The sequence below is a fragment of the Blastococcus sp. HT6-4 genome (assembly GCF_039679125.1).
Classification (GTDB): domain Bacteria; phylum Actinomycetota; class Actinomycetes; order Mycobacteriales; family Geodermatophilaceae; genus Blastococcus; species Blastococcus montanus.
In genome coordinates this window covers 1,444,032-1,465,268 of the sequence record NZ_CP155551.1, presented here as the reverse complement: position 1 = coordinate 1,465,268, position 21,237 = coordinate 1,444,032, and the positions used below count along the sequence as shown (strand labels likewise).

The following is a 21,237-nucleotide window of genomic DNA, read 5'->3' as shown; positions in this document are numbered from 1 at the left end:
CCCGCCCTGGTGGGCGTCAGAGACCGGGCAGGTACCGGCGCAGCTCGAATGGCGTCACGTTCTGCCGGTAGGAGTTGAACTCCTCCCACTTGTTGCGGAGGAAGAACTCGAAGACGTGCTCGCCGAGGGTCTCGGCGACCAGCTCGCTGCCCTGCATCGCGCTCAGCGCCTCCCCGAGGCTGACCGGGAGGTCCTCGTACCCGGCCGCGCGGCGCTCGGTGTCGGTGAGCGACCAGACGTCGTCCTCGGCCTCCGGCGGCAGCTCGTAGCCCTTCTCGATGCCCCGCAGCCCGGCGGCGAGCAGGACGGCGAAGGTCAGGTACGGGTTGCACGCGGAGTCCGGCGAGCGGACCTCGACCCGGGCCGACTGCGCCTTGCTGGGCTTGTAGGAGGGCAGCCGCACCAGGGCCGAGCGGTTCGCCCGGCCCCAGGTCGCCGCCGTCGGCGCCTCGGTGCCGGCCAGGAGCCGCCGGTAGGAGTTCACCGTCTGGTTCGTGACGGCGGTGTACTCGCGGGCGTGGGTCAGCAGGCCGGCGATGAACTGCCGGCCGGTCGTGGACAGCCGCATGGGGTCACCCGCGTCGTGGAAGGCGTTGCGGTCGCCCTCGAACAGCGACAGGTGCGTGTGCATCGCCGAGCCGGCCAGCTCGGTGAACGGCTTGGGCATGAAGGTGGCGTACACGCCCTGGGCGAGCGCCACCTCGCGGACGACGTGCCGCAGCGTCATGATGTTGTCCGCCATCGACAGCGCGTCGGCGTAGCGCAGGTCGATCTCCTGCTGGCCGGGCGCCACCTCGTGGTGGCTGAACTCGACCGAGATGCCCATGGCCTCGAGCGCGAAGACCGCCTCCCGGCGGAAGTCGTGCGCCACGTTGTGCGTGGAGAGGTCGAAGTAGCCGCCGTTGTCGGCCGGCTCCGGCGGGCTGCCGTCGGCCGGCAGGTCCTTCAGCAGGAAGAACTCGACCTCGGGGTGGGTGTAGAAGGTGAACCCCATGTCGGCGGCCTTGGCCAGCGTCCGGCGCAGCACGTGCCGCGGGTCGGCCCAGGACGGCGAGCCGTCGGGCAGCGTGATGTCGCAGAACATCCGCGCGGTGTCGCTCGGCTGCCCCTTGGCCGCCGGCATCACCTGGAAGGTGCCCGGGTCGGGCTTGGCGAGCATGTCGGACTCGTAGACGCGGGCGAAGCCCTCGATCGCCGAGCCGTCGAAGCCGATGCCCTCCGCGAAGGCCGCCTCGATCTCGGCCGGCGCCACCGCGACGGCCTTGAGGTAGCCCGAGACGTCGGTGAACCACAGCCGCACGAAACGGATGTCACGTTCTTCCAGGGTCCGCAGGACGAACTCCTGCTGTCGGTCCATGCCCGCCATGATCCAGTCCGCTCGTTTCCGGGATGTGAATTCAGCGCAAGCCTGCCCCGTCCGGGCGGTTCGCACACGGGGGTGCGCCACGAACCGTCGTCGTGTCGCAGGTCCGGCCGGGCCGGCGGGGGCCCGGCGCGCCGCAGCGGCAGCTCCTCGACCCCGCGCCTGCCGCCGGCGAGTGACCGGCCGGACAAGGACCCGTCTGGCCGCCGGAGGCCGGTGACGACCAGACTGGCCTCGTGAACGATCAGCGAGCGGTGCAGCTGCGGGTGGGCCTGGCCCAGATCGACACCCGCGTCGGTGACCTCGACGGCAACGCGGACCGCGTCCTCGACCGGGTGCGGCAGGCCGCCGACGCCGGCGCACACCTCGTGGTCCTCCCCGAGATGACGCTCACCGGGTACCCCCCGGAGGACCTCGTGCTCCGCGAGTCGTTCGCCCGCGCCAGCGAGCGCGCCGTGGTCGACCTCGCGGCCCGGCTCGCCGAGCAGGGCCTCGGCGACGTCGCCGTCGTCGTCGGGTACCTGGCGCACAGCGCGGACGGCGCCCCGGGCCCCGAGGCGGAGCCGGGCGGCGAGCACGAGGACGCCGCCGACCTGCCCGGCGACGCCAACCCCCGCCGGGGCACCCCCCGCAACGCCGCCGCCCTCCTGCACGGCGGGGAGGTCGTCGCGCGGTACTACAAGCGGCACCTGCCCAACTACGGCGTCTTCGACGAGGCCCGGTACTTCGTGCCCGGCACCGAGCTGCAGATCGTCCGGCTGCACGGCGTGGACGTCGCCCTGACCATCTGCGAGGACCTCTGGGTCGAGGGCGGGCCGTGCGGCGTCGCCGGCCGGGCCGGCGTCGACCTCGTCGTCTCCCCCAACGCCTCCCCGTACGAGCGCGCCAAGGACGACCTGCGGCTGCCCATGGTCCGCCGGCGGGCGGCCGAGGCGCGCGCCCCGATCGTCTACTGCAACCAGGTCGGCGGGCAGGACGAGCTCGTCTTCGACGGCGACTCGATGGTGGTGGCCGCCGACGGCACCCTGCTGGCCCGCGCGCCGCAGTTCGTCGAGCACCTGCTCGTCGTCGACCTCGCTCTCGACCCGACGACGGCGCCCGAGCGCCGGGACGGCCGGATCGGGCCCATGACGGTCACCCGGCACGTGCTGTCCGAGGAGCCCGTGCCGGCGTTCGAGGCCCGGGCGGCCACGATCGCCGAGCCGCTCGGCGACTGCGAGGAGGTCTGGCGGGCCCTGGTCGTGGGCCTGCGCGACTTCATCGACAAGAACGGCATGCCCTCGGTCGTCCTGGGCCTCTCCGGCGGGATCGACTCGGCGGTCTGCGCAGCCCTCGCCGTCGACGCGCTCGGCGCCGACCGGGTGCACGGCGTGGGGCTGCCGTCGAAGTGGTCCAGCGAGCACTCCCTCGCCGACGCCGAGGACCTCGCCCGCCGGACCGGCCTGCACTACTCGGTCGTGCCGATCGCGCCGATGGTCGACGCCTACGAGGCCTCGGTCGAGCTGTCCGGCGTGGCCGCCGAGAACCTGCAGGCGCGGGTGCGCGGCACGCTCCTCATGGGCCTGTCCAACCAGCACGGCCACCTGCTGCTGACGACGGGGAACAAGAGCGAGGTCGCCGTCGGCTACTCGACCCTGTACGGCGACTCGGCCGGCGGCTTCGCCCCGATCAAGGACGTGCCCAAGACCCTGGTCTGGGAGCTGGCCCGGTGGCGCAACGCCGAGGCCCGCCGCCGCGGGGAGACCGAGCCGATCCCGCGGAACTCGATCGACAAGCCCCCCTCGGCCGAGCTCGCGCCCGGCCAGGTGGACAGCGACTCGCTGCCCTCCTACGACGAGCTGGACGCGGTGATCACCGACTACGTCGACCGGGACCTCGGGCTGGCCGAGCTGCTCGAGCGCGGGCACGACCCGGAGGTGGTCGCCCGGGTCCTCCGGCTGGTGGACGCAGCCGAGTTCAAGCGCCGCCAGTCGGCCCCGGGCACCAAGATCAGCCTCAAGGCGTTCGGTCGCGACCGGCGCCTGCCCATCACCAACCGCTGGCGGGAGACCCTGCCCACGGTCCGCGAAGGAGCATCGTGAACGAGTCCGCGAGTTCGGCGAAGGACAGCGCAGTGACCGAGTCGGTGCTCTACGGCGGCACGTCGACCGCACGCGTGCGTGTCCACCACCTCCAGCAGGCCAAGCAGCGTGGTGAGAAGTGGGCGATGCTCACCGCCTACGACACCTACAGCGCGGCGGTCTTCGAGGAGGCCGGCATCCCGGTGCTGCTGGTGGGCGACTCGGCGGGCAACGTCGTCCTCGGGCACACCAGCACGGTGGCGGTCACCGTCGAGGACCTCCTGGTGATGACCAAGGCGGTCACCCGCTCCACGAAGCGGGCGCTGATCGTGGCCGACCTGCCGTTCGGCAGCTACGAGTCCGGTCCGCAGCAGGCGTTCGACACCGCCGTCCGGATGATGAAGGAGGGCGGCGCCCAGGCGGTCAAGCTCGAGGGCGGCGTGCGGGTGGCCCCGCAGATCCGGCTGCTGCGGGAGTCGGGCATCCCCGTCATGGCGCACGTGGGGTTCACGCCGCAGAGCGAGCACGCCCTCGGCGGGTTCCGGGTGCAGGGCCGCGGCGCGGGCGCCGACCAGCTGCTGGCCGACGCGCACGCGGTGCAGGAGGCGGGTGCGTTCGCCGTCGTCCTGGAGATGGTCCCGGCCGAGATCGCCGGCCAGGTGACCAAGGAGCTGTCCATCCCCACCATCGGGATCGGCGCGGGCGTCGACTGCGACGCCCAGGTGCTCGTGTGGCCGGACATGGCCGGGCTCAACGGCGGGCGGGTGCCCAGGTTCGTGAAGAAGTACGCCGACCTGCGGGGCGAGCTGCTGCGGGCGGCCCGGGAGTACGCCGACGAGGTCCGCGGCGGCGTCTTCCCCGGTCCCGAGCACTCCTTCGACTGACCGGCCGCTCCGGTGGACGTCAGCCGGTGAGCTGACCCAGCAGCACCGCCGGCGCCTCGACCAGCGAGGGGCCGTACCAGGTGAGGTGGCGCCCGCTCACGAACACCGGCCGGGCCTGTGGCCATGCCTCGGGGCCGTCGTCGGGGGTGAACGCGTAGGGCTCGTCGGGGAACACGACCAGGTCGACGTCGACCGTCGCGGGCTCGTTCCTGGCCAGCTTCGGGTAGCGGTCCACGTGTCCGGCGAAGACGTTGCGGACGCCGAGCCGGGCCAGCACGTCACCGGCGAAGGTGTCCCGGCCGAGCACCATCCACGGCCGCCGCCAGATCGGGACGACGGCGCGCGCGCCGGGCAGCCGGGGCCGGTCGGCCCAGACCTCGTGGGCGCGCCGCAGCCAGCCCGGGTCGGGCCGGTCCAGCGCCGCGAGCAGCCGGCCGAGCGAGTCGAGCGCCTGGTCGACGGTCGCCGGCGCCGTCACCCACACCGGGATGCCGGCGGCGCGCAGCGCGGCCACGTCCTCGTCCCGGTTCTCCTCGGCGTTCGCGACGACGAGGTCCGGCGCCAGCGCGAGCACCCGGGCGAGGTCGGGCCACTTGGTACCCCCGACCCGCGGCACGTCGAGCCCCACGGGATGCGTGCACCAGTCCGTGGCACCGGCGAGCAGGCCCGCGTCGGTGACCGCGACCGCCTCGGTCAGCGACGGGACCAGCGACACGACGCGACGCGGAGGTGGCCCGTCGTAGGCGGTCCCCCGGTCGTCGCGGCGCTCCGGCGCGGGCACGACGAGGTCCGGCGGTCAGACGTCGGTGACCCGGATGCCGGCGTGCACCTTGTAGCGGCGGTTGACCGAGACGAGGTTGATGGTCAGCGCCTCGACCTGGCGGGCGTTGCGCAGCCGGCCGGCGTAGATCCCGCGCATGCCGGGGATGCGGCCGGCCAGGGCCTGCACCGTGTCCATCGCGCCGCGGTCGTCGCCGATCACCATCACGTCGCCGTCGATGGTGGGCTTGGACAGGTCTTCCAGCAGCGTCGCCGACAGGTGGTGGAACGCGCCCACCACGTGCGAGTCGGGCAGCAGCGTGGCCGCCTGCTGGGCGACGCTGCCCTCCTCGACGTCGAGCACGTAGGCGCCCAGCTCGTCGAAGCCCATGGGCACCACGCAGTCGACGACGATCTTCCCGGCCAGCGGGGTGGCCAGCTCGGCCAGCGTGGCGGCGTGCCCGGCGAAGGGCACCGCGACGATGACCAGGTCCGCCGCCCCGGCGACGTCGACGTTGGAACCGCCGGTGACGGAGACCGCGGCGTCCCCCGCCACCGTCGCCGCCCGCTGGGCGACCTCGGCGGCCACCTCGGCGGCGCGCTCGGCGTCCCGCGACCCCAGCAGCACCCGCTGCCCCTGGGCGGCCAGCCGGACGGCCAGCCCGCGCCCCTGGGGACCGGTGCCACCCAGCACCCCGACGACCAGTTCCTCGACCGCGCGACCGTCCGTCACGTCCACCCCTCCCGCGGAGCCGGACAGCCCGGCTTTCCGGACCGATCATGCCTCGCCGTGGGAGGGCGCTTCAGTCGCCCTCCCACTCGCGGTCCTCGGCGTCGAGCCGCTCGTTGCGCTCGGCGACCGTCTCCAGCGCCTGCTCGGCCTCCTGCCGGGTGTCGTACGGACCCAGCCGGTGGCGCTCGGCGCACCCGTCCCGGTCCTCGACGGTGCGGTGCTTGAGGCAGTAGAACCACGGCCCCTGCGGCATGCGCAGCCTCCTTCGCTCGTCGTCGGGAACCAGCCTTCCATCCCTCGGCTGTGGTCGCTCAGGCGTCGACCATCACCTGGTCGTGCCGGGCGTAGAGGGCGGCCATCTCCTCCGTGGTCGGCGTCCGGCCGCTACGCGCGATCTCGGCCATCTCGGCGAAGAAGGTCTCCCGGGCGATGCCGGGCGTGAAGAGGATGAGCATCGAGGCGGGCTCGTCGCCGTCGTTGCGGAAGCCGTGCACCCCCTGCTCGTGCGCGATGGCGAAGTCGCCCGGCCGGCACACGCGCCACGCGCCGTCCACGAAGAGGGTCAGCTCCCCCGAGAGCACGTAGAACGACTCGGAGAACGTGCGGTGGTAGTGCGGCGCCGCCCCCGGGGTGCGCGGCCCGAGCCGGTACTCCACCAATCCGAACCGGCCGGCGGTGACCGCCCCCGGCGCCACCATCCGCAGGGCCCGGCCCTCCCCCGCGTCGGCCAGTGGGTGGTCGGCGAGCGGACGGACGTCGACCAGTGCCGGATCGGGGTGCGACATGGCCCCACCCTGGCACCGACCTCACCCGCACGGGCGGCCCACCGGCGTGATCGCATCCGGAACCGTGCCGAAACGCCTGGTCGTACGGCATCCTCGTGCCGTGATCAGCCTGGACGCCGGCCTCCCGGAAGCCGCGGGGAGCGAGTCGGCACGCGGTCCCGAGCGCCGGGTCGCCGGGCTGACGGTGGCCACGCTCCTGGCCACCGGAGCGCTCATGGGCTCGATCAACCTCGTCGTCGACGGCGTGCTGCGCGAGGGCGCCGCGCGGTGGGCCTACGGCGCCACCATGCTGCTGCTGTTCGGGCTCGCGGTGGCCCTGGGCGTCCGGGGTCGCGCCGGGCCACGCCACACCTTCGCCCTGGTGATCCTGGGCGACCTGGTCTACCTCGCCGTCGTCCTCTGCATCGAGGACCCGCTGCGCTACGCCACGCCGCTCATGCTGCTGTTCCCGGCCCTCGTCGCCGCCTGGTTCCTGGACCTGCGGGGGCTGGCCGTGCACATGGCCGTGACGACGGCCGTCTGCCTGGCGGCGCTGTGGCCCAGCTACGACAGCGCCGTGGGCCTCGGGGTCCAGGTGGGCGTCAGCGCGGGGACGCTGAACGGCGCCGCGGCGGGCGTCTTCCTCCTGCGCCGGCGGGTGCAGCGGCTGCTCGAGCACACCGAGAGCCTCGCCCGGCTCGACCCGCTGACCGGCCTGCACAACCGCCGCTACCTGGTCGAGCAGGCCCCCCGGCTGTGGCGGCAGGCCCGCCGCGACGGCAGCCACGTGACCGCCATGGTGCTCGATCTCGACCACTTCAAGCGGCTCAACGACGAGTTCGGCCACGCGGCCGGCGACTCCGTCCTCGGCGCCGTGGCCCGGTCGCTGTCCACCACCGTCCGCCCGGCCGACGTGCTGGCCCGGACGGGCGGTGAGGAGCTCGTCGTCCTGGGCTCGGTCAGCGACGTCACCGAGGCGACCCGGCTGGCCGAACGACTGCGGCAGGCGGTCGCCGACGGCCGCGGAGGCGACGGGCACGCGGTCACCGCCTCGGTCGGCCTCGCCGTGGTCCGGCCGGTCGACGGGGAGGACCCGGTCGCCGCGCTGTGGCGGCTGATCGACCGGGCCGACGCCGCGATGTACGACGCCAAGCGGGAGGGACGCAACCGGGTGGCCGCAGCTCCCCTCGCGCCGGCCCGCGCGCCACGGCCTGACCGGACGACCGCCTAGCCCCGCCGTCCCCCGCCCGGACGGCGTCCGAGCGGAGGTGCCCTTCTCGACCGGTGGGTTCGGCCGTTCTCTGCTTCGCTAGGCGCATGACGGTCGTCGCGCCTGACCCGACGCGGACGGTTCCCCTGCCGCTGCGCGAGCAGGCCGACGTGCGCGACCGCTGGCTCAGCCAGCGACTGCTCGACGTGCTGCCCGGCCTGATGGACCGCGCAGGCATCGATCTGTGGATCGTGGTGGGCCGCGAGTACAACGAGGACCCGGTGCTCGCCACACTGCTGCCGGCCACCTGGCTGTCGGCCCGGCGACGCACGATCCTCGTGCTGCACCGCAGCGACGACGGCGTCACCCCGGCGGCGGTCTCCCGCTACCCGGTGGGCCAGTTCCTGCCGGCGTGGACGCCGGGGTCCACGACGGGGGAGCCGCCCGAGCACGCCCAGTGGGCGGAGGTGCGCCGGTTCGTCGAGCAGGCCGACCCCCGGCGCATCGGCATCGACGTCTCGGAGCGGTTCGCGCTGGCCGACGGGCTGTCACACACCGACCACCGCCTGCTCACGGAGGCCCTGGGGCCCTACGCCGACCGGCTGGTGCCGGCCGAGGAGCTGGCGGTGGGCTGGCTGGAGACCCGCCTGCCCGAGGAGATCGCGGCGCTGCGGGCGCTCAACCGGCTGGTGCACGAGACCATCGCCGAGGCGTTCTCCCCCGCCGTCGTCACCGTGGGGACGACGACGGCGCTCGACGTCGCCTGGTGGATCCGGCAGCGCTTCCACGACCTCGGCGTGGAGCCGTGGTTCCAGCCCGGCGTCGTCCTGCAGCGGTGCGGGGTGCCGCTGGCCGAGGAGCAGGGCACGCTGCTGCCGGCCGTCCCCTACGACTCCGTCGTCCGGCCCGGTGACCTCCTGCACTGCGACGTCGGGCTGACCAGCCTCGGGCTGCGGACCGACACCCAGCGCAACGCCTACGTCCTCCGGCCCGGTGAGACCGCGGCGCCCGACGGCCTGCGTGCCGCGCTGCGGGCCGCGAACCGCCTGCAGGACCTGACCACCACGGCGCTGCAGCCCGGCCGCACGGGGAACGAGGTGCTGGCCGCCGCCCGCGCCGCGGCGGCCGCCGAGGGCATCGACGGCGACATCTACTCGCACCCGGTGGGCTACCACGGCCACGGCGCCGGGCCGGCGATCGGGCAGTGGGACGAGCAGCGCGGCGTCCCCGGGGCCGGCGACTACCCGGTGCACCCCCACACCGTGTACGCGCTGGAGCTGGCGGTCCGGCGACCGGTCCCCGAGTGGGGCGGCCAGTGCGTGCGGCTCGGCCTCGAGGAGGGCATCGCGCTCACCGACGACGGGGTCGAGTACCTGGACGGCCGGCAGACCGGCTTCGTCCTGATCCCGCCCGGCTGACCGCGGGCGCCCGGCGCACCGCGGTGGCACAGGAGGCGTCGGGGCGACCACCGCCTGGTCGTCGCCCCGGGCCGCGGGCTACTTCTTGCGCGCCGCGGCGGTCTTCTTGTCGCTCGCCTTCTTGATGGCGTCGACCAGTTCCTTCTTCTTCATCGTCGAGCGGCCGTCGATGTCGAGCTTCTTGGCGAGGTCGTAGAGATGGGACTTGGAGGCGTTGGCGTTCACGCCCCCCTTGGTGTCCTTGTTCGTCCCCCGGCCACCCTCGGCCTGCTCGTCGGAGGGCCCCTTCTTGCCACCAGGCTTCTTCTCCCAGTGGTCGCCCACCTTCTCGAAGGAGTGCTTCACCGCGGCCCAGGCCGTCCGGTTGGCGCGCTCCTCGTCGTCGTACTCGTCCACCGCCGAGTCGTAGGCCTTGGTGAAGGTGCGCTGCGCCTTCTTGGGCGAACGCTGCAGCGTGCTGGGCAGCTCCGACTGCTTGGCCGACCCGTTCTTCGCCGTCTTCGGCATGGTCGCTCCTCTCTCGTCGTCGCCGGAGGCCCTACCCCGATCGGCGGAGATGATCACATCGCGAGAAAGGGGACGAGCGCCGCGACCAGCTCGTCCGGGGCCTCCTCGGCCATGTGGTGGCCACTGTCGATGCGGACGCCGCCGCGCACGTCGGTGGCCCACTCCGCCCAGATGGTGCGCGGGTCGCCATGCAGGTCCTCGAGGTCGTCACGGCCCGACCACAGCACCAGCGTCGGGCAGGTGACCCTGCGGCCCGCGGCCCGGTCGGCCTCCTCGGCGGCCCGGTCGATGCCGAGACCGGCCCGGTAGTCCTCGAGCATGGCGAAGACGGTGTCCGGGTCCCGGATCGCGGCCAGGTGGTCGGCGTGGTTGTCCTCGCCCATGGCGGCGGCCCGGCCCGGCGCCAGGGAGCCGTACCAGGCGTCGGGGTCGGCGCAGATCGCCCGCTCGGGCTTCTCCGGCTGGGCGAAGAAGAACCAGTGCCACCAGGCGGTGGCGAACCGGGCGTCCGCGCGGTCGAGGTGCTCGACGATCGGGATGCAGTCGAGCACCGCCAGCCTGACGACGGCATCGGGATGGTCCAGCGCCGTCCGGAGCGCCACGTAGCTGCCGCGGTCGTGCCCGACGGCGGCGAACCGGTCGTGCCCGAGCGCCCGCATCAGCGCGACGACGTCACCGGCCATGGCGCGCTTGGAGTAGGGCGCGTGGTCCGGTGTCGTCGGCACCACCGTCGACCGCCCGTAGCCGCGCAGGTCGGGGCAGACGACGGTGTGCCCGGCCGCCACCAGCAGCGGGGCGACCCGGTGCCAGGTGGTGTGCGTGCGCGGGTGCCCGTGCAGGAGCACCACCGGGGGCCGTCACCGCCCGCGCGGAACCGGATGACGACGTCCCCGCCGACGTCGGCGTACCGGAGCTGGAAACCCTCGAAGAAGGCCATGCCCGGCATCCTGGCCGAAGGGGCCGCCACCGAGCACGCCGGCGGGCCTCGGCCGGCCCCCGTGAGGCCACGGGAACCGGCCGAGGAGCTCGAGCGACAGCCGGCTCCGTGCCGGTGTCAGTCCTGCGCGGCCGCGAGCGCCTCGCGCAGCGCGTAGTAGGCGGGCTTGCGCTCGTAGTCCTCGAACATCACGGTCGCCGCCCCCTGGCCCGCCGAGAAGCTCGGGACCCAGGAGTACTTGTCGTTGAAGCCCCAGATCGTGAAGGAGTTGCAGTCCTCGACCGACAGGCAGGCCTCGAGGACCCCCTGGTAGGTGTCCGCCTGCTCGGCCAGCTGCTCCGCCGTGGGCACGCCGTTCTCCGGCAGCGTGAACCGGACGTCGAGCTCGGTGATCGCCGTCTCCAGGCCGAGGTCGTCGAAGCGCTGCATGTTCTCGTCCAGGGTGGCCGGGAAGGGGTACTGCAGGTCCAGGTGCGCCTGGAAGGCGAAGCCGTGCAGCGGGACGCCCTCGGCGAGCAGCTCCTTCGCCAGCTCGTAGTAGAAGTCGCTCTTGCCACCCATGTCCTCGACGGCGTAGTCGTTGAGGAAGAGCTTCGCCTCCGGGTCGGCCTCGTGCGCCCAGCGGAACGCGTCGGCGATGATGCCGGGGCCCAGCTGCTGGATGAAGGGGTTCTCCTGCCGGAGCGTGATCGGGCCGTTCCAGGGGTCGCTGAAGATCTCGTTGGCGACGTCCCACTGCTGGATGCGGCCCTTGAAGTGGCCGACCACCGTCTGGATGTGGTCCTTGAGGATGGCCCGGAGCTCGTCGTCCGTGTAGTCGCCGGAGGTGACCCAGGACGGCAGCTGGCTGTGCCAGAGCAGGGTGTGCCCGCGGACGACCTGGCCGTTGGCCTCGGCGAAGTCGACGATGGCGTCGGCCGGGCCGAAGTTGTAGACGCCCGGCTCCGGGTGGATGAAGTCCCACTTCATCTGGTTCTCCGGCGATACCGAGCTGAACTCGGCGGCGAGGATCTTGCGGTACGTGGAGTCGTAGGTGAACGGGTCGGGGTAACCGGCGTCGAGGTGGTGTCCCCCGCCGGCGGCGGCGGTCCCGATGACCAGGTCGTCAGGGGTGACGGTGCGCAGACCGTGCTTCTTCGCCTGGCCGTAGGACCGGTCTTCCTGGGCGTGGACCGGCGGGGCTGCGGCCCTGTCGGTGCCCGCGGCCGCGGGGAGGACGGTGGCGGCCAGGACGACGGGCAGCACGCCCAGTGCCGCCGCGCTGCGCGTGACCGCGCCGGAACCGAACCTGAGAGAGCGCATTCTGGGACCTTTCCTCGGCGTCATGCCGCTTCCGGTAACTTCCGGAAATGGTGCCGAGACGTTACGAAGTTCACATCGGGGCCGTCAAGGGCGATGTGCGAGGTGGCTCGTCAGGTCGCGTGTCGCGCGGCCCCGCGTAGCCGGCCGACCTCCCGGGTGGGTGGTACCCGACGGCGGGCAACCACCGTCCAGCCCCTCCCGCCGTAGGCTGACCACCCGACGAGGAGGAGCTCCGTTGCCCGACGAGCAGGCCCGCACGGTCACGATCGCGGCCATCGCCGCCGCGGCCGGGGTCTCGGTCCCGACGGTCTCCCGCGTGCTCAACGGGCGGTCCGACGTGGCCCCGCACACCCGGCAGCGCGTCGAGCAACTCCTCCGCGACCACGGCTACCAGCGGCGCGGCGGACGCCCGCCGGGCCGGGCCCGGCTGGTCGACCTGGTCTTCAACGATCTCGACAGCCCCTGGGCGGTCGAGATCATCCGCGGCGTGGAGGAGGCGGCGCACGCAGCCGGGGTCGGCACGGTGGTGACCGCCATCCACCGGCGGGCCAGCGACGCCCGGGAGTGGCTGGACAACCTCGGTGCACGCGCCAGTGACGGCGCCATCCTGGTGACCAGCGACCTCGATCCCGACCTGCACTCGGAGCTGCGCAGCCTGCACGTGCCGGCGGTCGTCGTCGATCCGGCCGGTGTGCCGGGCCTGGACGTGCCGACCATCGGCGTCACCAACTGGGCCGGCGGCCTCAGCGCGACCGAGCACCTGACCGGCCTCGGGCACCGGCGCATCGCCTTCGTCGCCGGCCTCCCGACCCTCTGGTCCAGCCGGGCACGCCTGGACGGCTACCGGGCGGGGCTCGAGACCGCCGGCCTGCCCTACGACCCGGAGCTGGTCGTGGAGGGCGACTTCGGCTATGCGTCCGGAGCTGGGGCGGCGGACCGCCTCCTCACGCTGGCCCATCCCCCGACCGCGGTCTTCGCCGCCAACGACCAGATGGCCCTCGGCGTCTACGAAGGCATCCGCCGCCGGGGCATGCGGGTGCCGGAGGACGTCAGCGTGGTCGGGTTCGACGACCTGCCCGAGGCCCGCTGGTCCTCTCCGCCGCTGACGACGGTGCACCAGCCACTCGTGGAGATGGGGATGCTCGCAGTGCGCACCGTGCTGCGGATGGTGGACGGCGACAGCATCGAGAGCCCCCGGGTGGAGCTGGCCACCCGCCTGGTGGTGCGGGACAGCACCGCCCGGCCGGACGCGCGGTCCGACGGCCGGACGAGGCCCTAGCGAGGGCCTCGTCCGTCGCCCCCCAGCGCCCTCAGCCCTCCAGGTACCGGCTCCAGTGGGCACGCTCGCCGTCGGTCATGGCCCGGCTGGCGTTCGCCGCGAAGTCGAAGACGACCAGGACGACGTCGGCGCGGATCGCGACCTCGCCGTCCTGCGCCAGCTCCTGCCGCATCGTGAAGGACTTCGTGCCCATCCGGGTCACCCAGCTGTGCACGCAGAGCTCCTCACCGACCCGGTAGTAGAGCTGGCGCAGGTAGTCGACCCCCAGACGGGCCAGGATCAGCCCGCCCCCGGTGTGGTCGTCACCGAGCGCCAGCCGGGCGTCCTCCAGGAGGCTCAGCGCCCTCGCGTGGTTGACGTGGCCCAGCATGTCGGGGTCCGACCAGCGCAGCCGGACCGGGTGCTCGTGCCGCACGTCAGGGCTGGTCCGCGGTCTCGGCCGACTGCCGGTGCGCACCCTGGGCGTCGTCGGGATCGGGATGCACCGTCCGCTCCTCCGACTCGGCGAGGATGACCTCGGCGGCGACCTCCTCCATGCCACTGCCCTGGAGCGCGGCCTCCTCCGGCAGGAGCTGGGACCTCGTCTCGATGTTGTCCTCGGTGACGTTGTCCAGCGCCTCGGGGCTGGGCCTCTTCTGCGTGGTCACGTCAGAACCGCTGCTGCTCGGTGCCCAGGCCCAGCGCCTCGGCGACCTGCTGCACGTTCTCGAACCGCTGCCCTGCCGGCAGTCGCTGCAGGTCCGAGAGCACCCGGTCGGGCGCCGGCCCCTCCTGCGCCTTGGCGATCAGGGCGTCGCGGTCGGCGGGCCAGACCTCCTTGCCCAGCGACTCGGCGAGAGCGGCACGCCGTTCGATGTCGCGCTCGCTGGTGCCGGACGGGGTGCCGGGCTGGTGCGGGTCGGTCACGACAGTTCTCCTTCGGTGGACGGGATCAGGAGGTGGACGGGGTGGAGTCGTCGGTGTAGCGCAGGATGGCAGCCACCGGCTCGTCGCCGGGCAGCGCCGCCTCCGGGACGACGAGGACCCCGGCCGCGCTGGCCACCGCGGCGGCCAGCAGCGCGGACCCGGCGGGGACGACCTCCCCGTGGGTGGCGAGGGCGTCCATGTCCTGCTGCTTGACGCCCAGCTCCAGCGGGCTGTCGCCGACCAGGAGCGTGGCGTCGTCGTCCCGGGCCTCGGTGACGACGAGCGTCTCCACCTGTCCCTTGCGCAGCGCCTCGACGACGGCCTCGGTCCCGGTGACGGCCAGCCCGTGGGCTCCGGCGGCCTGCACCTTCTCGACGGCGTCGGCGATGTCGCGGGCCTCGTGCTCGGCGATCAGCTCGGCGGTCCGCCGCTCCACCGGCTCGCGGTCGGCGCCGGCGGCACGGCCGCCCTCCTCCGTCGTCACGACGAGGTCCGACCACGCGGCGTGCGCCTTGTCGCTCAGGATCTGCCGGGCCCGCACGTCGCCGGCGATCAGGATGAACCGGAGCGGCAGCCGACGGGCCTGGGACTCCAGCTCGTCGGCGACCAGGCCGGCGTTCTCCTCCCACTGGTTCTCGGCGGTGTGCATGTAGGTGTTGTGCGCCCAGCCGCCGACCTTGACCTTCCGCATGTGGAAGGTGTCGCCCTCCACCTGCTTCTCCTGGTCCGGCCGGCCCGGGAGGCCGGCCGTGGTGATGTCCGCGCCCACCCGGTCGGCGACGACGACGACGTGCGGCACCCGCCCGGCCAGCTGCTTGAGCACCGGCACCAGGTCGGGGTGCGGCGACCACTCGGCGGTCTCGCGGGCCGGCGCGTCGGCCAGCACCTCGTCCAGCACGACCGTGCCGTCGGCGGCAGCGATCACCGCGCGCCCCTTGAGCGTGCCGGCCTCGCCGCCCTCGTTGCCCTCGAGCAGCCGGGCCCGCACGGCCTCGACCACCTGCTCCGGGGCGCCCTGCTCGGTGAGCTGCTCGGTGAGCGCGCGCACCCGCAGGTCCAGCTCCGTGTCGGCGTTCTCGTTGGTGTGCGTCACGTCGGCGCAGACCGTGGCGTAGGGCCCGGGCGCGGCGAAGACCGGCTCCAGGAAGGACACGTCCATGTCGGTGGGACAACTCCTCGGTCGATCGGGGGCGTTCGGAGGGGGATCACCGTCGTGGCGAATCCCGCCGTCGCCGCCTACCCACCGGCCACCGGCTCACACCCGGTGTCGTTTCCGGGAGCCGGGGGTAGGCGGTCCGGCGACAAGGAACCGCCGAGAGGACGAGGGATGACAGAGCACGATCAGCTGCCGTTGCCCGACTACGACCACCTGCCGGTGGAGGGACTGGCCGCGCGGATCCGGACCCTGGACGAGCAGGGCCTCCAGACCGTGCTCGAGTACGAACGCGCGCACGCGAACCGGGTGCAGGTCGTCACGATCATGGAGAACCGGCTCCAGGCCCTCCGTGAGGGCGCCGAGCCGTCGGGCGGCGACCCGGCCGCGTCGGCCGCCGACGACCCCTCGCACGCGCGTGGCGGGTCGAAGGTCTCCGAGGCGACGACCGGGCCGGCCATGAACCCGCCGTCCCAGGGTGACCCCACGAACCCGGCGCAGCCCCGCTCGACCGGCTGACACGGGCCCGCCGGATGTGACGAACTCGTGGTCATCAGCTGCTGATGGCCACGAGTTCGTCGCATTCGGCGCAGGGGCGGCCCGAGTGGGCCCCGGAGGGGTCCACGCAGGGACGACGGACGGGCTCAGCTCAGCCGGGGGACGGCACGTGGCCGCGGTGTCGTCCGGAGGACGACACCGGTCATGGCCCGCTGAAGGCGGCGGCGATGTCCATGACGGCGGGCCCCAGCAGCACGATGAACAGCGTCGGCAGGATGCACAGGATCAGCGGGAAGATCACCTTCACCGGGATCTGCATCGCCTTCTCCTCGGCGCGCTGACGGCGCTTGAGCCGCATCTCCGCCGCCTGGGTGCGCAGCACGTCGGCGATCGAGACGCCGTACTGGTCGGCCTGCACGACGGCGCGGATGAACCGGCGCAGGTCGGGCACCCCGGTCCGCTCCGCCAGCGCCAGGTAGGCGTGACGCCGCGGCTGCCCGACGGCGATGTCCTGCAGCGTGCGCACCAGCTCCTCGGCGAGCGGGCCCTTGCCGTTGCTGCCTGCCCGCGCCATGGCCGACTCGAAGCCGAGCCCCGCCTCCACGGCGATGGTCATCTGGTCGAGCGTGTCGGCCAGCTCGAGGGCGATGGCCTGCTGCCGCTCCTGCCCGCGGCTGTAGAGCAGCAGCTCCGGCACGACGTAGGCCACGACGGTCGCGACGGCCGCCACCAGGACGGTCAGCACGCTCGGCCCGGAGGTCGCCACCAGCAGCCCGAGCGACGCCGCGACCAGGCCCAGCACCAGCTTGGCCGCCACCAGCTTCGGCACCGGCCAGGCCGCCGGACGACCGGCCCGTCCCGCCAGGCGGTCGAGCCGGGCCACCGTGCCGCGCGGGGTGAGACCGCGGGTGAGCCGGGAGAGCGGGCCGGACCCCGTCCGGGCGCCACGCCCGGCCGGGCCGGTGACGTCGATGCCCCGGAGCAGGTTGTCCCGCACCTGCACGGTCCCGGCCCCCGGGCGGGCGAGCAGGGACCAGCCGAGGAGCGCGACGGCGCCGCTGACGGCGATCGCGGCCAGCAGGACGGAGGCGGGCACGATGCTCATCAGAACTGGATCTTCACGGTCTTCTTGAGCCACAGGCCGCCCACCAGGAGCATGAGCGCCGCCGCTCCCAGCATCCCGTAGCCGACGAGGCTCTCGGTGAACTTCGCGATGTAGCCGGGGTTGGTGACGGAGATGAAGCCGGTCACACCGAACGGCAGCGCCATGAGGACGACCGCGGAGAGCTTGCCCTCGGCCGACAACGCCTTGACCTGGCGGCGGATGGCGTTGCGCTCGCGGATGGTGTTCCCGACGGCGTCGAGCACCTCGGCGAGGTTGCCGCCGACCTCGCGGTGGATGGCGATCGCCTGCGCCACCCAGGTGAAGTCGTCGCTGCCCATCCGCTCGGCGACCTCGTCGAGCGCGTCGCTGAGATCCCGGCCGACGCGGGTCTCGTTGACGATCCGCGCGAACTCCTCCGACGTCGGCGCCTCGGCCTCCTGCGACACCGAGTCCACCGCCCGGAGCAGGCTGTGCCCCGCGCGGAGGCTGCTCGACATCAGCTGCAGCGAGTCGTCGAGCTGATCGGCGAAGGCGGCCTGCCGTCGTCCGGCGCGGAAGCCCAGCAGCAGCTTGGCGCCGAACGGCACCAGCACCAGGAGCAGCACGGCGAGCAGCGGGCCCGCCAGGAGAGCGCCGGTCACCACGGCGAGCACGGTGGTCAGCCCGACGGCGAGCACGAAGTTCGGCAGCGTCGTCGCCATGCCCGCGCGCTCCAGCGCCGCGGCCCCGGCGGCCAGCCGGCCGCGCTTGAGCAGCACCTTCTCCACCGCCGCCTCGGCCGCCGCCCCCGCGCCGGCCAGGGCGGAGGCCGGCGGGGCCACGGACGGGTCGAGCCGGGCCAGCGGCACCCGCGAGGGCCCGCCGGGAAGGACGACGAGGGCGAGGATCAACAGGGCCGCGGAGATCGCTCCGACGCCGAGGAGGAGAAGGGTCGCGGGCACCGTCACCACCTCGGCGCACCGGTCGGCTCGGCCGCCCCGAAGACCCGCGGTGAGAGCCTGATGCCCAGCTCGTCGAACCGGTCGGTGAACCGGGGGCGGACGCCGGTGGGCACCGGCTTGCCGAGGAACCTGCCGGAGGCGTCGACGCCGGCGGAGTAGTCGAAGAGGAACGCGTCCTGCAGCGTGACCGTGTCGCCCTCCATCCCCTGGACCTCGGTGACGTGGGTGACCCGGCGGGTGCCGTCGCGCAGCCGGGTCAGCTGGACGACGACGTCGACCGCGGAGGCGATCTGCTCGCGGATGGCCCGCAGCGGCAGGTCCATGCCGGCCATGAGCACCAGCGTCTCGAGGCGGGCGATGCCGTCGCGCGGGGAGTTGGCGTGCACGGTGGACAGCGAGCCGTCGTGGCCGGTGTTCATCGCCTGCAGCATGTCCAGGCTCTCGCCGCCGCGGCACTCCCCCACCACGATCCGGTCCGGGCGCATGCGCAGCGAGTTCCGGACCAGGTCGCGGATGGTCACCGCCCCCTTGCCCTCGATGTTGGGCGGCCGCGACTCCAGCCGGACCACGTGGTCCTGCTGGAGCTGCAGCTCGACGGCGTCCTCGATGGTGACGATCCGCTCCCCCTCGGGGATGAACGAGGACAGCACGTTGAGCAGCGTCGTCTTCCCGGTACCGGTACCGCCGGAGACGATCACGTTCAGCCGCGCCTCGACGCAGGCGTGCAGCAGCTCGGCCATCTCCGGCGTGAGCGTGCCGAAGCCGATCAGGTCCTCGACGGTGAACGGGTCCTTGGCGAACTTGCGGATGGTGAGCGTGGAGCCGCTGAAGGCCAGCGGCGGGATGATCGCGTTCACGCGGGAGCCGTCGGCGAGCCGCGCGTCGACCAGCGGCGAGGACTCGTCGATCCGGCGTCCCACCCGGGAGACGATGCGGTCGATGACCCGCCGGAGGTGCTCCTCCGAGGTGAAGCGCGTCGGGGTGCGCTGGAGCTTGCCGCTGCGCTCCACGTAGATGGCGTCCGGGCCGTTGACCATGATCTCGCTGACCGCGTCGTCGTCGAGGAGCCGCTGCAGCGGCCCGTAGCCGAGCACGTCGTCGGCCAGCTCGGCGGTCAGCCGCTGGCGCTCGTCGGTGCTGAGGGGGACGTTCTCCTCCTCGACGACCTCGTCGAGCTCCTTCAGCACGATCGACCGCAGCTGGCTCTCGCTGAGCGACGGGTCGTTCATCCGGCTGCCCATGCGCTCGAACAGCGCCTTGCCGACGCGGTCCTTGAGCCGCGCCAGCGCGTCGGTCGGCGGGGCCGGGGCCGGTGCCACGGCCGCCCGGGTGGCCGGCACCGGCCGCACAGCCGGGCCGGCCACCGGCGTCGCGGTGCTCCCGGGCGCCGGGGCGTCGGGGACGGGAGCGGCCGGCCGGGCCGGGGCGGCCTCGGGCCCGCCGCGCAGGGCCTCCAGCCGCTGGGCGAGGTTCACGACGCGGCCCGGTGCTTGGCCCGGTAGCGGCTGGACTTCATGAGCGGGGTGGCGGAGAAGCGGGACACCAGCCGGCGCAGCTCCCGGACCATCGGGTCGCGGCGGCCGCCGCTCTCCAGGATCGGAACGCCCTGGTTGGTGCTGGCCGGGACCGACATCGAGCGGGGCAGGACGACGTCGATCCCGGTGCCGATCGTCGTCTCGACGTCGCGCACCGTCAGGCCGCCCTTGGGGTCGGCGAAGTTCATGACGACGTGCCGGCCGGCCGGGATCATGCACAGCTCCCGGAGCACGTCGAGCTCCTTGCGCAGCCCGCGCACGCCGGGCACGTCCATGCTCGAGAGCATGATCACGTCGGAGGCCCGGTCCAGCGCCGCCAGGGTCTGCTCCGACAGCCCCGGGGCGGTGTCGACGACGACGTAGCGGAACTCGCGGGCGAGCGAGGCGAGCAGCCGGCTGACGTCCTCGCCGGTGATCGTGTCGCCGGCCGCCGGCGACTCCGACCCGCAGACGGCGTACAGCCCGCTGGGGTGCTGGGTGAGGAAGGTCTTGAGGACCATCGTGTCCTCGCTGGCCGGGCCGTGGACGGCGTCGGGCAGGGTGTACTCCGGCGTCAGGCTCAGCGCCGAGGCGACGTCGCCGAACTGCACGTCGAGGTCGACGAGGACGGTGGACTGGGGCGCCGCCGCCGTCAGCCCGATCGCCAGGTTGGTGGAGACGGTCGTCTTGCCCACGCCGCCCTTGGGCGAGGCGATGGTGATGACCCGGCCGGCGTAGCGGTCGGTCTCGGTGGCCGGCCGCAGCACCCGGCGGCGGCCCGCCGCCGCGTGCCCGGCGCGCTCCACGGCGGCGGCGATCTCGGCCACGCCGGCGTCGGGCGGGAGCAGGTCGCGGATGCCGGCGCGCATCGCCGCCTGCAGCATCTCCGGCGACGGGTCGGCCATCAGGACGACGGTGATCCCGGGGCTCTGCACGTCCAGCCGGGCGGCGAGGGTCAGCACCTCCGGCGCCGGCGCGTGCGGGCCGACCAGGAGCACGTCGGGCAGCTCGTCGTCGAGCAGCTGCTCGAACAGCCGGGCCGGGTCGCTGGGCAGCCGGCCGGGCGGCAGCACGTGGACGTCGCCGGCGGTGGCCTCCTTGACGCGGAGGACCAGGTCCTCGCCCGCTCCGGCCAGGACGACGCGGCTCATGAGTAGGCCTTTCCGTAGATGGTGTCCGGGGTGATCACCTGGGTGCGGGAGACGTCGGGGCCGGCCGGCTCCAGGGACAGCCAGATGCTGGCGTGCTCCGCGGCGAAGACGACGGCCTCGGCCTGCGACGCGGTGACCGCGAACGTGACCATGAGGCTGCCCGAGGGGACGGGTGCGGAGGCGGCCGGCACCGTCCCGTCGGCGGGCGGCGCCGGCGGTGCCGGCGCCCCCTGCACCTGGGTGACCAGGACCTCGTGCAGGACGGCGTGGGTGGTCCCACCGGCATCACCGCTCATGGACACGAAGACGCCCACCGTGTCGCCGGCGGCCAGCCGGCCGCCCACGGCGCGCTGCGGGTCCAGGACGACGCTGACCTCCTGCATGCCCTCGGGCACGGGCACCGTTCCGGGCGCCTGCAGCTGGTCGGGCCGCTCGAACCGGCTGGCGAGCAGCTGCTCCCCGGGCTCGAGGTCGACGGTGGCGACGCGGTCGGCCAGCGCGGCGAGGTCGGTGACCCGCCCCCGCAACGCGGCCTTGGCGGGGAGCACCTCGGTGCTCACCAGGTCGGCCAGTGCGCTGCCGGGAGTGCCGGCAGGGATGAGCGCATCGGCCACCAGTACCTCGATGGTCTGCACACCCGCGTAGGCGCGGGCCTCCGCGCCGCGCACGTAGGTCACCAGGACCACGGTGCCGACGGCGATGAGCGCGAGGGCCGCCACGGCGGCCAGGAATCGACGTCTCACGAGTGGGCGC

Annotated in this window: 23 protein-coding genes; 6 read left to right on the top strand and 17 right to left on the bottom strand. The window is 73.6% G+C overall.

Features of this window, described 5'->3' with window-relative positions:
* Positions 1-16: 16 nt before the first annotated feature.
* Positions 17-1,357 carry a type I glutamate--ammonia ligase gene (gene glnA / locus ABDB74_RS07200; protein WP_346622878.1) on the bottom strand — a complete coding sequence of 447 codons (1,341 nt, stop codon included), beginning with the start codon at positions 1,355-1,357 and terminating at the stop codon, positions 17-19.
* 242 nt (positions 1,358-1,599) lie between these two features.
* Here glnA and ABDB74_RS07195 point away from each other — a divergent pair, with 242 nt between their 5' ends.
* Positions 1,600-3,444: an NAD+ synthase gene (locus tag ABDB74_RS07195; RefSeq protein WP_346622877.1), complete on the top strand. Its 1,845-nt coding sequence runs from the start codon at positions 1,600-1,602 to the stop codon at positions 3,442-3,444.
* On the top strand, positions 3,441-4,307 hold the full coding sequence (gene panB / locus ABDB74_RS07190) for a 3-methyl-2-oxobutanoate hydroxymethyltransferase (RefSeq protein WP_346622876.1): 867 nt from the start codon (positions 3,441-3,443) through the stop codon (positions 4,305-4,307). The genes ABDB74_RS07195 and panB overlap by 4 nt, the downstream gene beginning before the upstream one ends.
* Positions 4,308-4,326: 19 nt before the next feature.
* On the opposite strand, the gene ABDB74_RS07185 is transcribed toward panB, so the two are convergent.
* The 4 genes from ABDB74_RS07185 to ABDB74_RS07170 all read right to left on the bottom strand — a co-directional run bounded on the left by ABDB74_RS07185 (position 4,327) and on the right by ABDB74_RS07170 (position 6,584).
* The gene (locus ABDB74_RS07185) at positions 4,327-5,088 is read right to left on the bottom strand and encodes a helical backbone metal receptor (protein WP_346622874.1); all 762 of its coding nucleotides are present in this window, start codon (positions 5,086-5,088) and stop codon (positions 4,327-4,329) included.
* A gap of 15 nt (positions 5,089-5,103) precedes the next feature.
* Positions 5,104-5,799, bottom strand: coding sequence for an NADPH-dependent F420 reductase (gene npdG / locus ABDB74_RS07180; protein ID WP_346622873.1), 696 nt, complete (start codon positions 5,797-5,799; stop codon positions 5,104-5,106).
* Between the two features lie 70 nt (positions 5,800-5,869).
* Positions 5,870-6,052 carry a hypothetical protein gene (locus ABDB74_RS07175; protein WP_346622871.1) on the bottom strand — a complete coding sequence of 61 codons (183 nt, stop codon included), beginning with the start codon at positions 6,050-6,052 and terminating at the stop codon, positions 5,870-5,872.
* A 58-nt stretch (positions 6,053-6,110) separates the two neighbouring features.
* Positions 6,111-6,584, bottom strand: coding sequence for a cupin domain-containing protein (locus ABDB74_RS07170; RefSeq protein ID WP_346622869.1), 474 nt, complete (start codon positions 6,582-6,584; stop codon positions 6,111-6,113).
* 100 nt (positions 6,585-6,684) lie between these two features.
* Here ABDB74_RS07170 and ABDB74_RS07165 point away from each other — a divergent pair, with 100 nt between their 5' ends.
* Both ABDB74_RS07165 and ABDB74_RS07160 read left to right on the top strand, forming a co-directional pair.
* Positions 6,685-7,794, top strand: coding sequence for a GGDEF domain-containing protein (locus ABDB74_RS07165; RefSeq protein WP_346622868.1), 1,110 nt, complete (start codon positions 6,685-6,687; stop codon positions 7,792-7,794).
* Positions 7,795-7,880: 86 nt separating this feature from the next.
* The gene (locus tag ABDB74_RS07160; RefSeq protein WP_346622866.1) at positions 7,881-9,191 is read left to right on the top strand and encodes a M24 family metallopeptidase; all 1,311 of its coding nucleotides are present in this window, start codon (positions 7,881-7,883) and stop codon (positions 9,189-9,191) included.
* A gap of 78 nt (positions 9,192-9,269) precedes the next feature.
* Here the strand turns inward: ABDB74_RS07160 and ABDB74_RS07155 are convergent, their stop codons facing one another.
* From ABDB74_RS07155 to ABDB74_RS07145, 3 genes are all read right to left on the bottom strand, one after another.
* Entirely contained in the window at positions 9,270-9,698 is a 429-nt protein-coding gene (locus ABDB74_RS07155; protein WP_346622865.1) for a ChaB family protein, read from the bottom strand.
* 53 nt (positions 9,699-9,751) lie between these two features.
* Positions 9,752-10,546: an alpha/beta hydrolase gene (locus ABDB74_RS07150; RefSeq protein WP_346622864.1), complete on the bottom strand. Its 795-nt coding sequence runs from the start codon at positions 10,544-10,546 to the stop codon at positions 9,752-9,754.
* Between the two features lie 206 nt (positions 10,547-10,752).
* Complete coding sequence (locus ABDB74_RS07145) at positions 10,753-11,937, bottom strand: endo-1,4-beta-xylanase (protein WP_346622863.1); 1,185 nt, start codon at positions 11,935-11,937, stop codon at positions 10,753-10,755.
* Positions 11,938-12,172: 235 nt separating this feature from the next.
* On the opposite strand from ABDB74_RS07145, the gene ABDB74_RS07140 reads away from it, so the two are divergent.
* Positions 12,173-13,216, top strand: a complete 1,044-nt coding sequence (locus tag ABDB74_RS07140; protein WP_346622861.1) for a LacI family DNA-binding transcriptional regulator — start codon at positions 12,173-12,175, stop codon at positions 13,214-13,216.
* Between the two features lie 31 nt (positions 13,217-13,247).
* On the opposite strand, the gene ABDB74_RS07135 is transcribed toward ABDB74_RS07140, so the two are convergent.
* From ABDB74_RS07135 to ABDB74_RS07120, 4 genes are read right to left on the bottom strand one after another with little or no spacing between them, the layout of a single operon-like run.
* Positions 13,248-13,631 carry a thioesterase family protein gene (locus ABDB74_RS07135; RefSeq protein WP_346622859.1) on the bottom strand — a complete coding sequence of 128 codons (384 nt, stop codon included), beginning with the start codon at positions 13,629-13,631 and terminating at the stop codon, positions 13,248-13,250.
* Between the two features lies 1 nt (position 13,632).
* On the bottom strand, positions 13,633-13,863 hold the full coding sequence (locus ABDB74_RS07130; protein WP_346622857.1) for a hypothetical protein: 231 nt from the start codon (positions 13,861-13,863) through the stop codon (positions 13,633-13,635).
* Position 13,864: 1 nt separating this feature from the next.
* A complete protein-coding gene (locus tag ABDB74_RS07125) occupies positions 13,865-14,122 on the bottom strand; it encodes a DUF2795 domain-containing protein (RefSeq protein ID WP_346622855.1) in 258 nt (85 codons plus the stop codon).
* 25 nt (positions 14,123-14,147) lie between these two features.
* Positions 14,148-15,281 carry a Vms1/Ankzf1 family peptidyl-tRNA hydrolase gene (locus ABDB74_RS07120; protein ID WP_346622854.1) on the bottom strand — a complete coding sequence of 378 codons (1,134 nt, stop codon included), beginning with the start codon at positions 15,279-15,281 and terminating at the stop codon, positions 14,148-14,150.
* Positions 15,282-15,449: 168 nt separating this feature from the next.
* On the opposite strand from ABDB74_RS07120, the gene ABDB74_RS07115 reads away from it, so the two are divergent.
* On the top strand, positions 15,450-15,794 hold the full coding sequence (locus ABDB74_RS07115) for a hypothetical protein (protein ID WP_346622852.1): 345 nt from the start codon (positions 15,450-15,452) through the stop codon (positions 15,792-15,794).
* 181 nt (positions 15,795-15,975) lie between these two features.
* On the opposite strand, the gene ABDB74_RS07110 is transcribed toward ABDB74_RS07115, so the two are convergent.
* From ABDB74_RS07110 to ABDB74_RS07090, 5 genes are read right to left on the bottom strand one after another with little or no spacing between them, the layout of a single operon-like run.
* Positions 15,976-16,878, bottom strand: coding sequence for a type II secretion system F family protein (locus ABDB74_RS07110; RefSeq protein ID WP_346622850.1), 903 nt, complete (start codon positions 16,876-16,878; stop codon positions 15,976-15,978).
* Positions 16,878-17,819, bottom strand: coding sequence for a type II secretion system F family protein (locus ABDB74_RS07105; RefSeq protein ID WP_346622848.1), 942 nt, complete (start codon positions 17,817-17,819; stop codon positions 16,878-16,880). Before ABDB74_RS07105 ends, ABDB74_RS07110 begins: the two co-directional genes overlap by 1 nt.
* A 2-nt stretch (positions 17,820-17,821) precedes the next feature.
* The gene (locus tag ABDB74_RS07100) at positions 17,822-19,294 is read right to left on the bottom strand and encodes a CpaF family protein (protein ID WP_346622846.1); all 1,473 of its coding nucleotides are present in this window, start codon (positions 19,292-19,294) and stop codon (positions 17,822-17,824) included.
* A complete protein-coding gene (locus tag ABDB74_RS07095) occupies positions 19,291-20,484 on the bottom strand; it encodes an AAA family ATPase (RefSeq protein WP_346622844.1) in 1,194 nt (397 codons plus the stop codon). The genes ABDB74_RS07100 and ABDB74_RS07095 overlap by 4 nt, the downstream gene beginning before the upstream one ends.
* Positions 20,481-21,227: an RcpC/CpaB family pilus assembly protein gene (locus tag ABDB74_RS07090; RefSeq protein ID WP_346622842.1), complete on the bottom strand. Its 747-nt coding sequence runs from the start codon at positions 21,225-21,227 to the stop codon at positions 20,481-20,483. Before ABDB74_RS07090 ends, ABDB74_RS07095 begins: the two co-directional genes overlap by 4 nt.
* Positions 21,228-21,237: the final 10 nt, after the last annotated feature.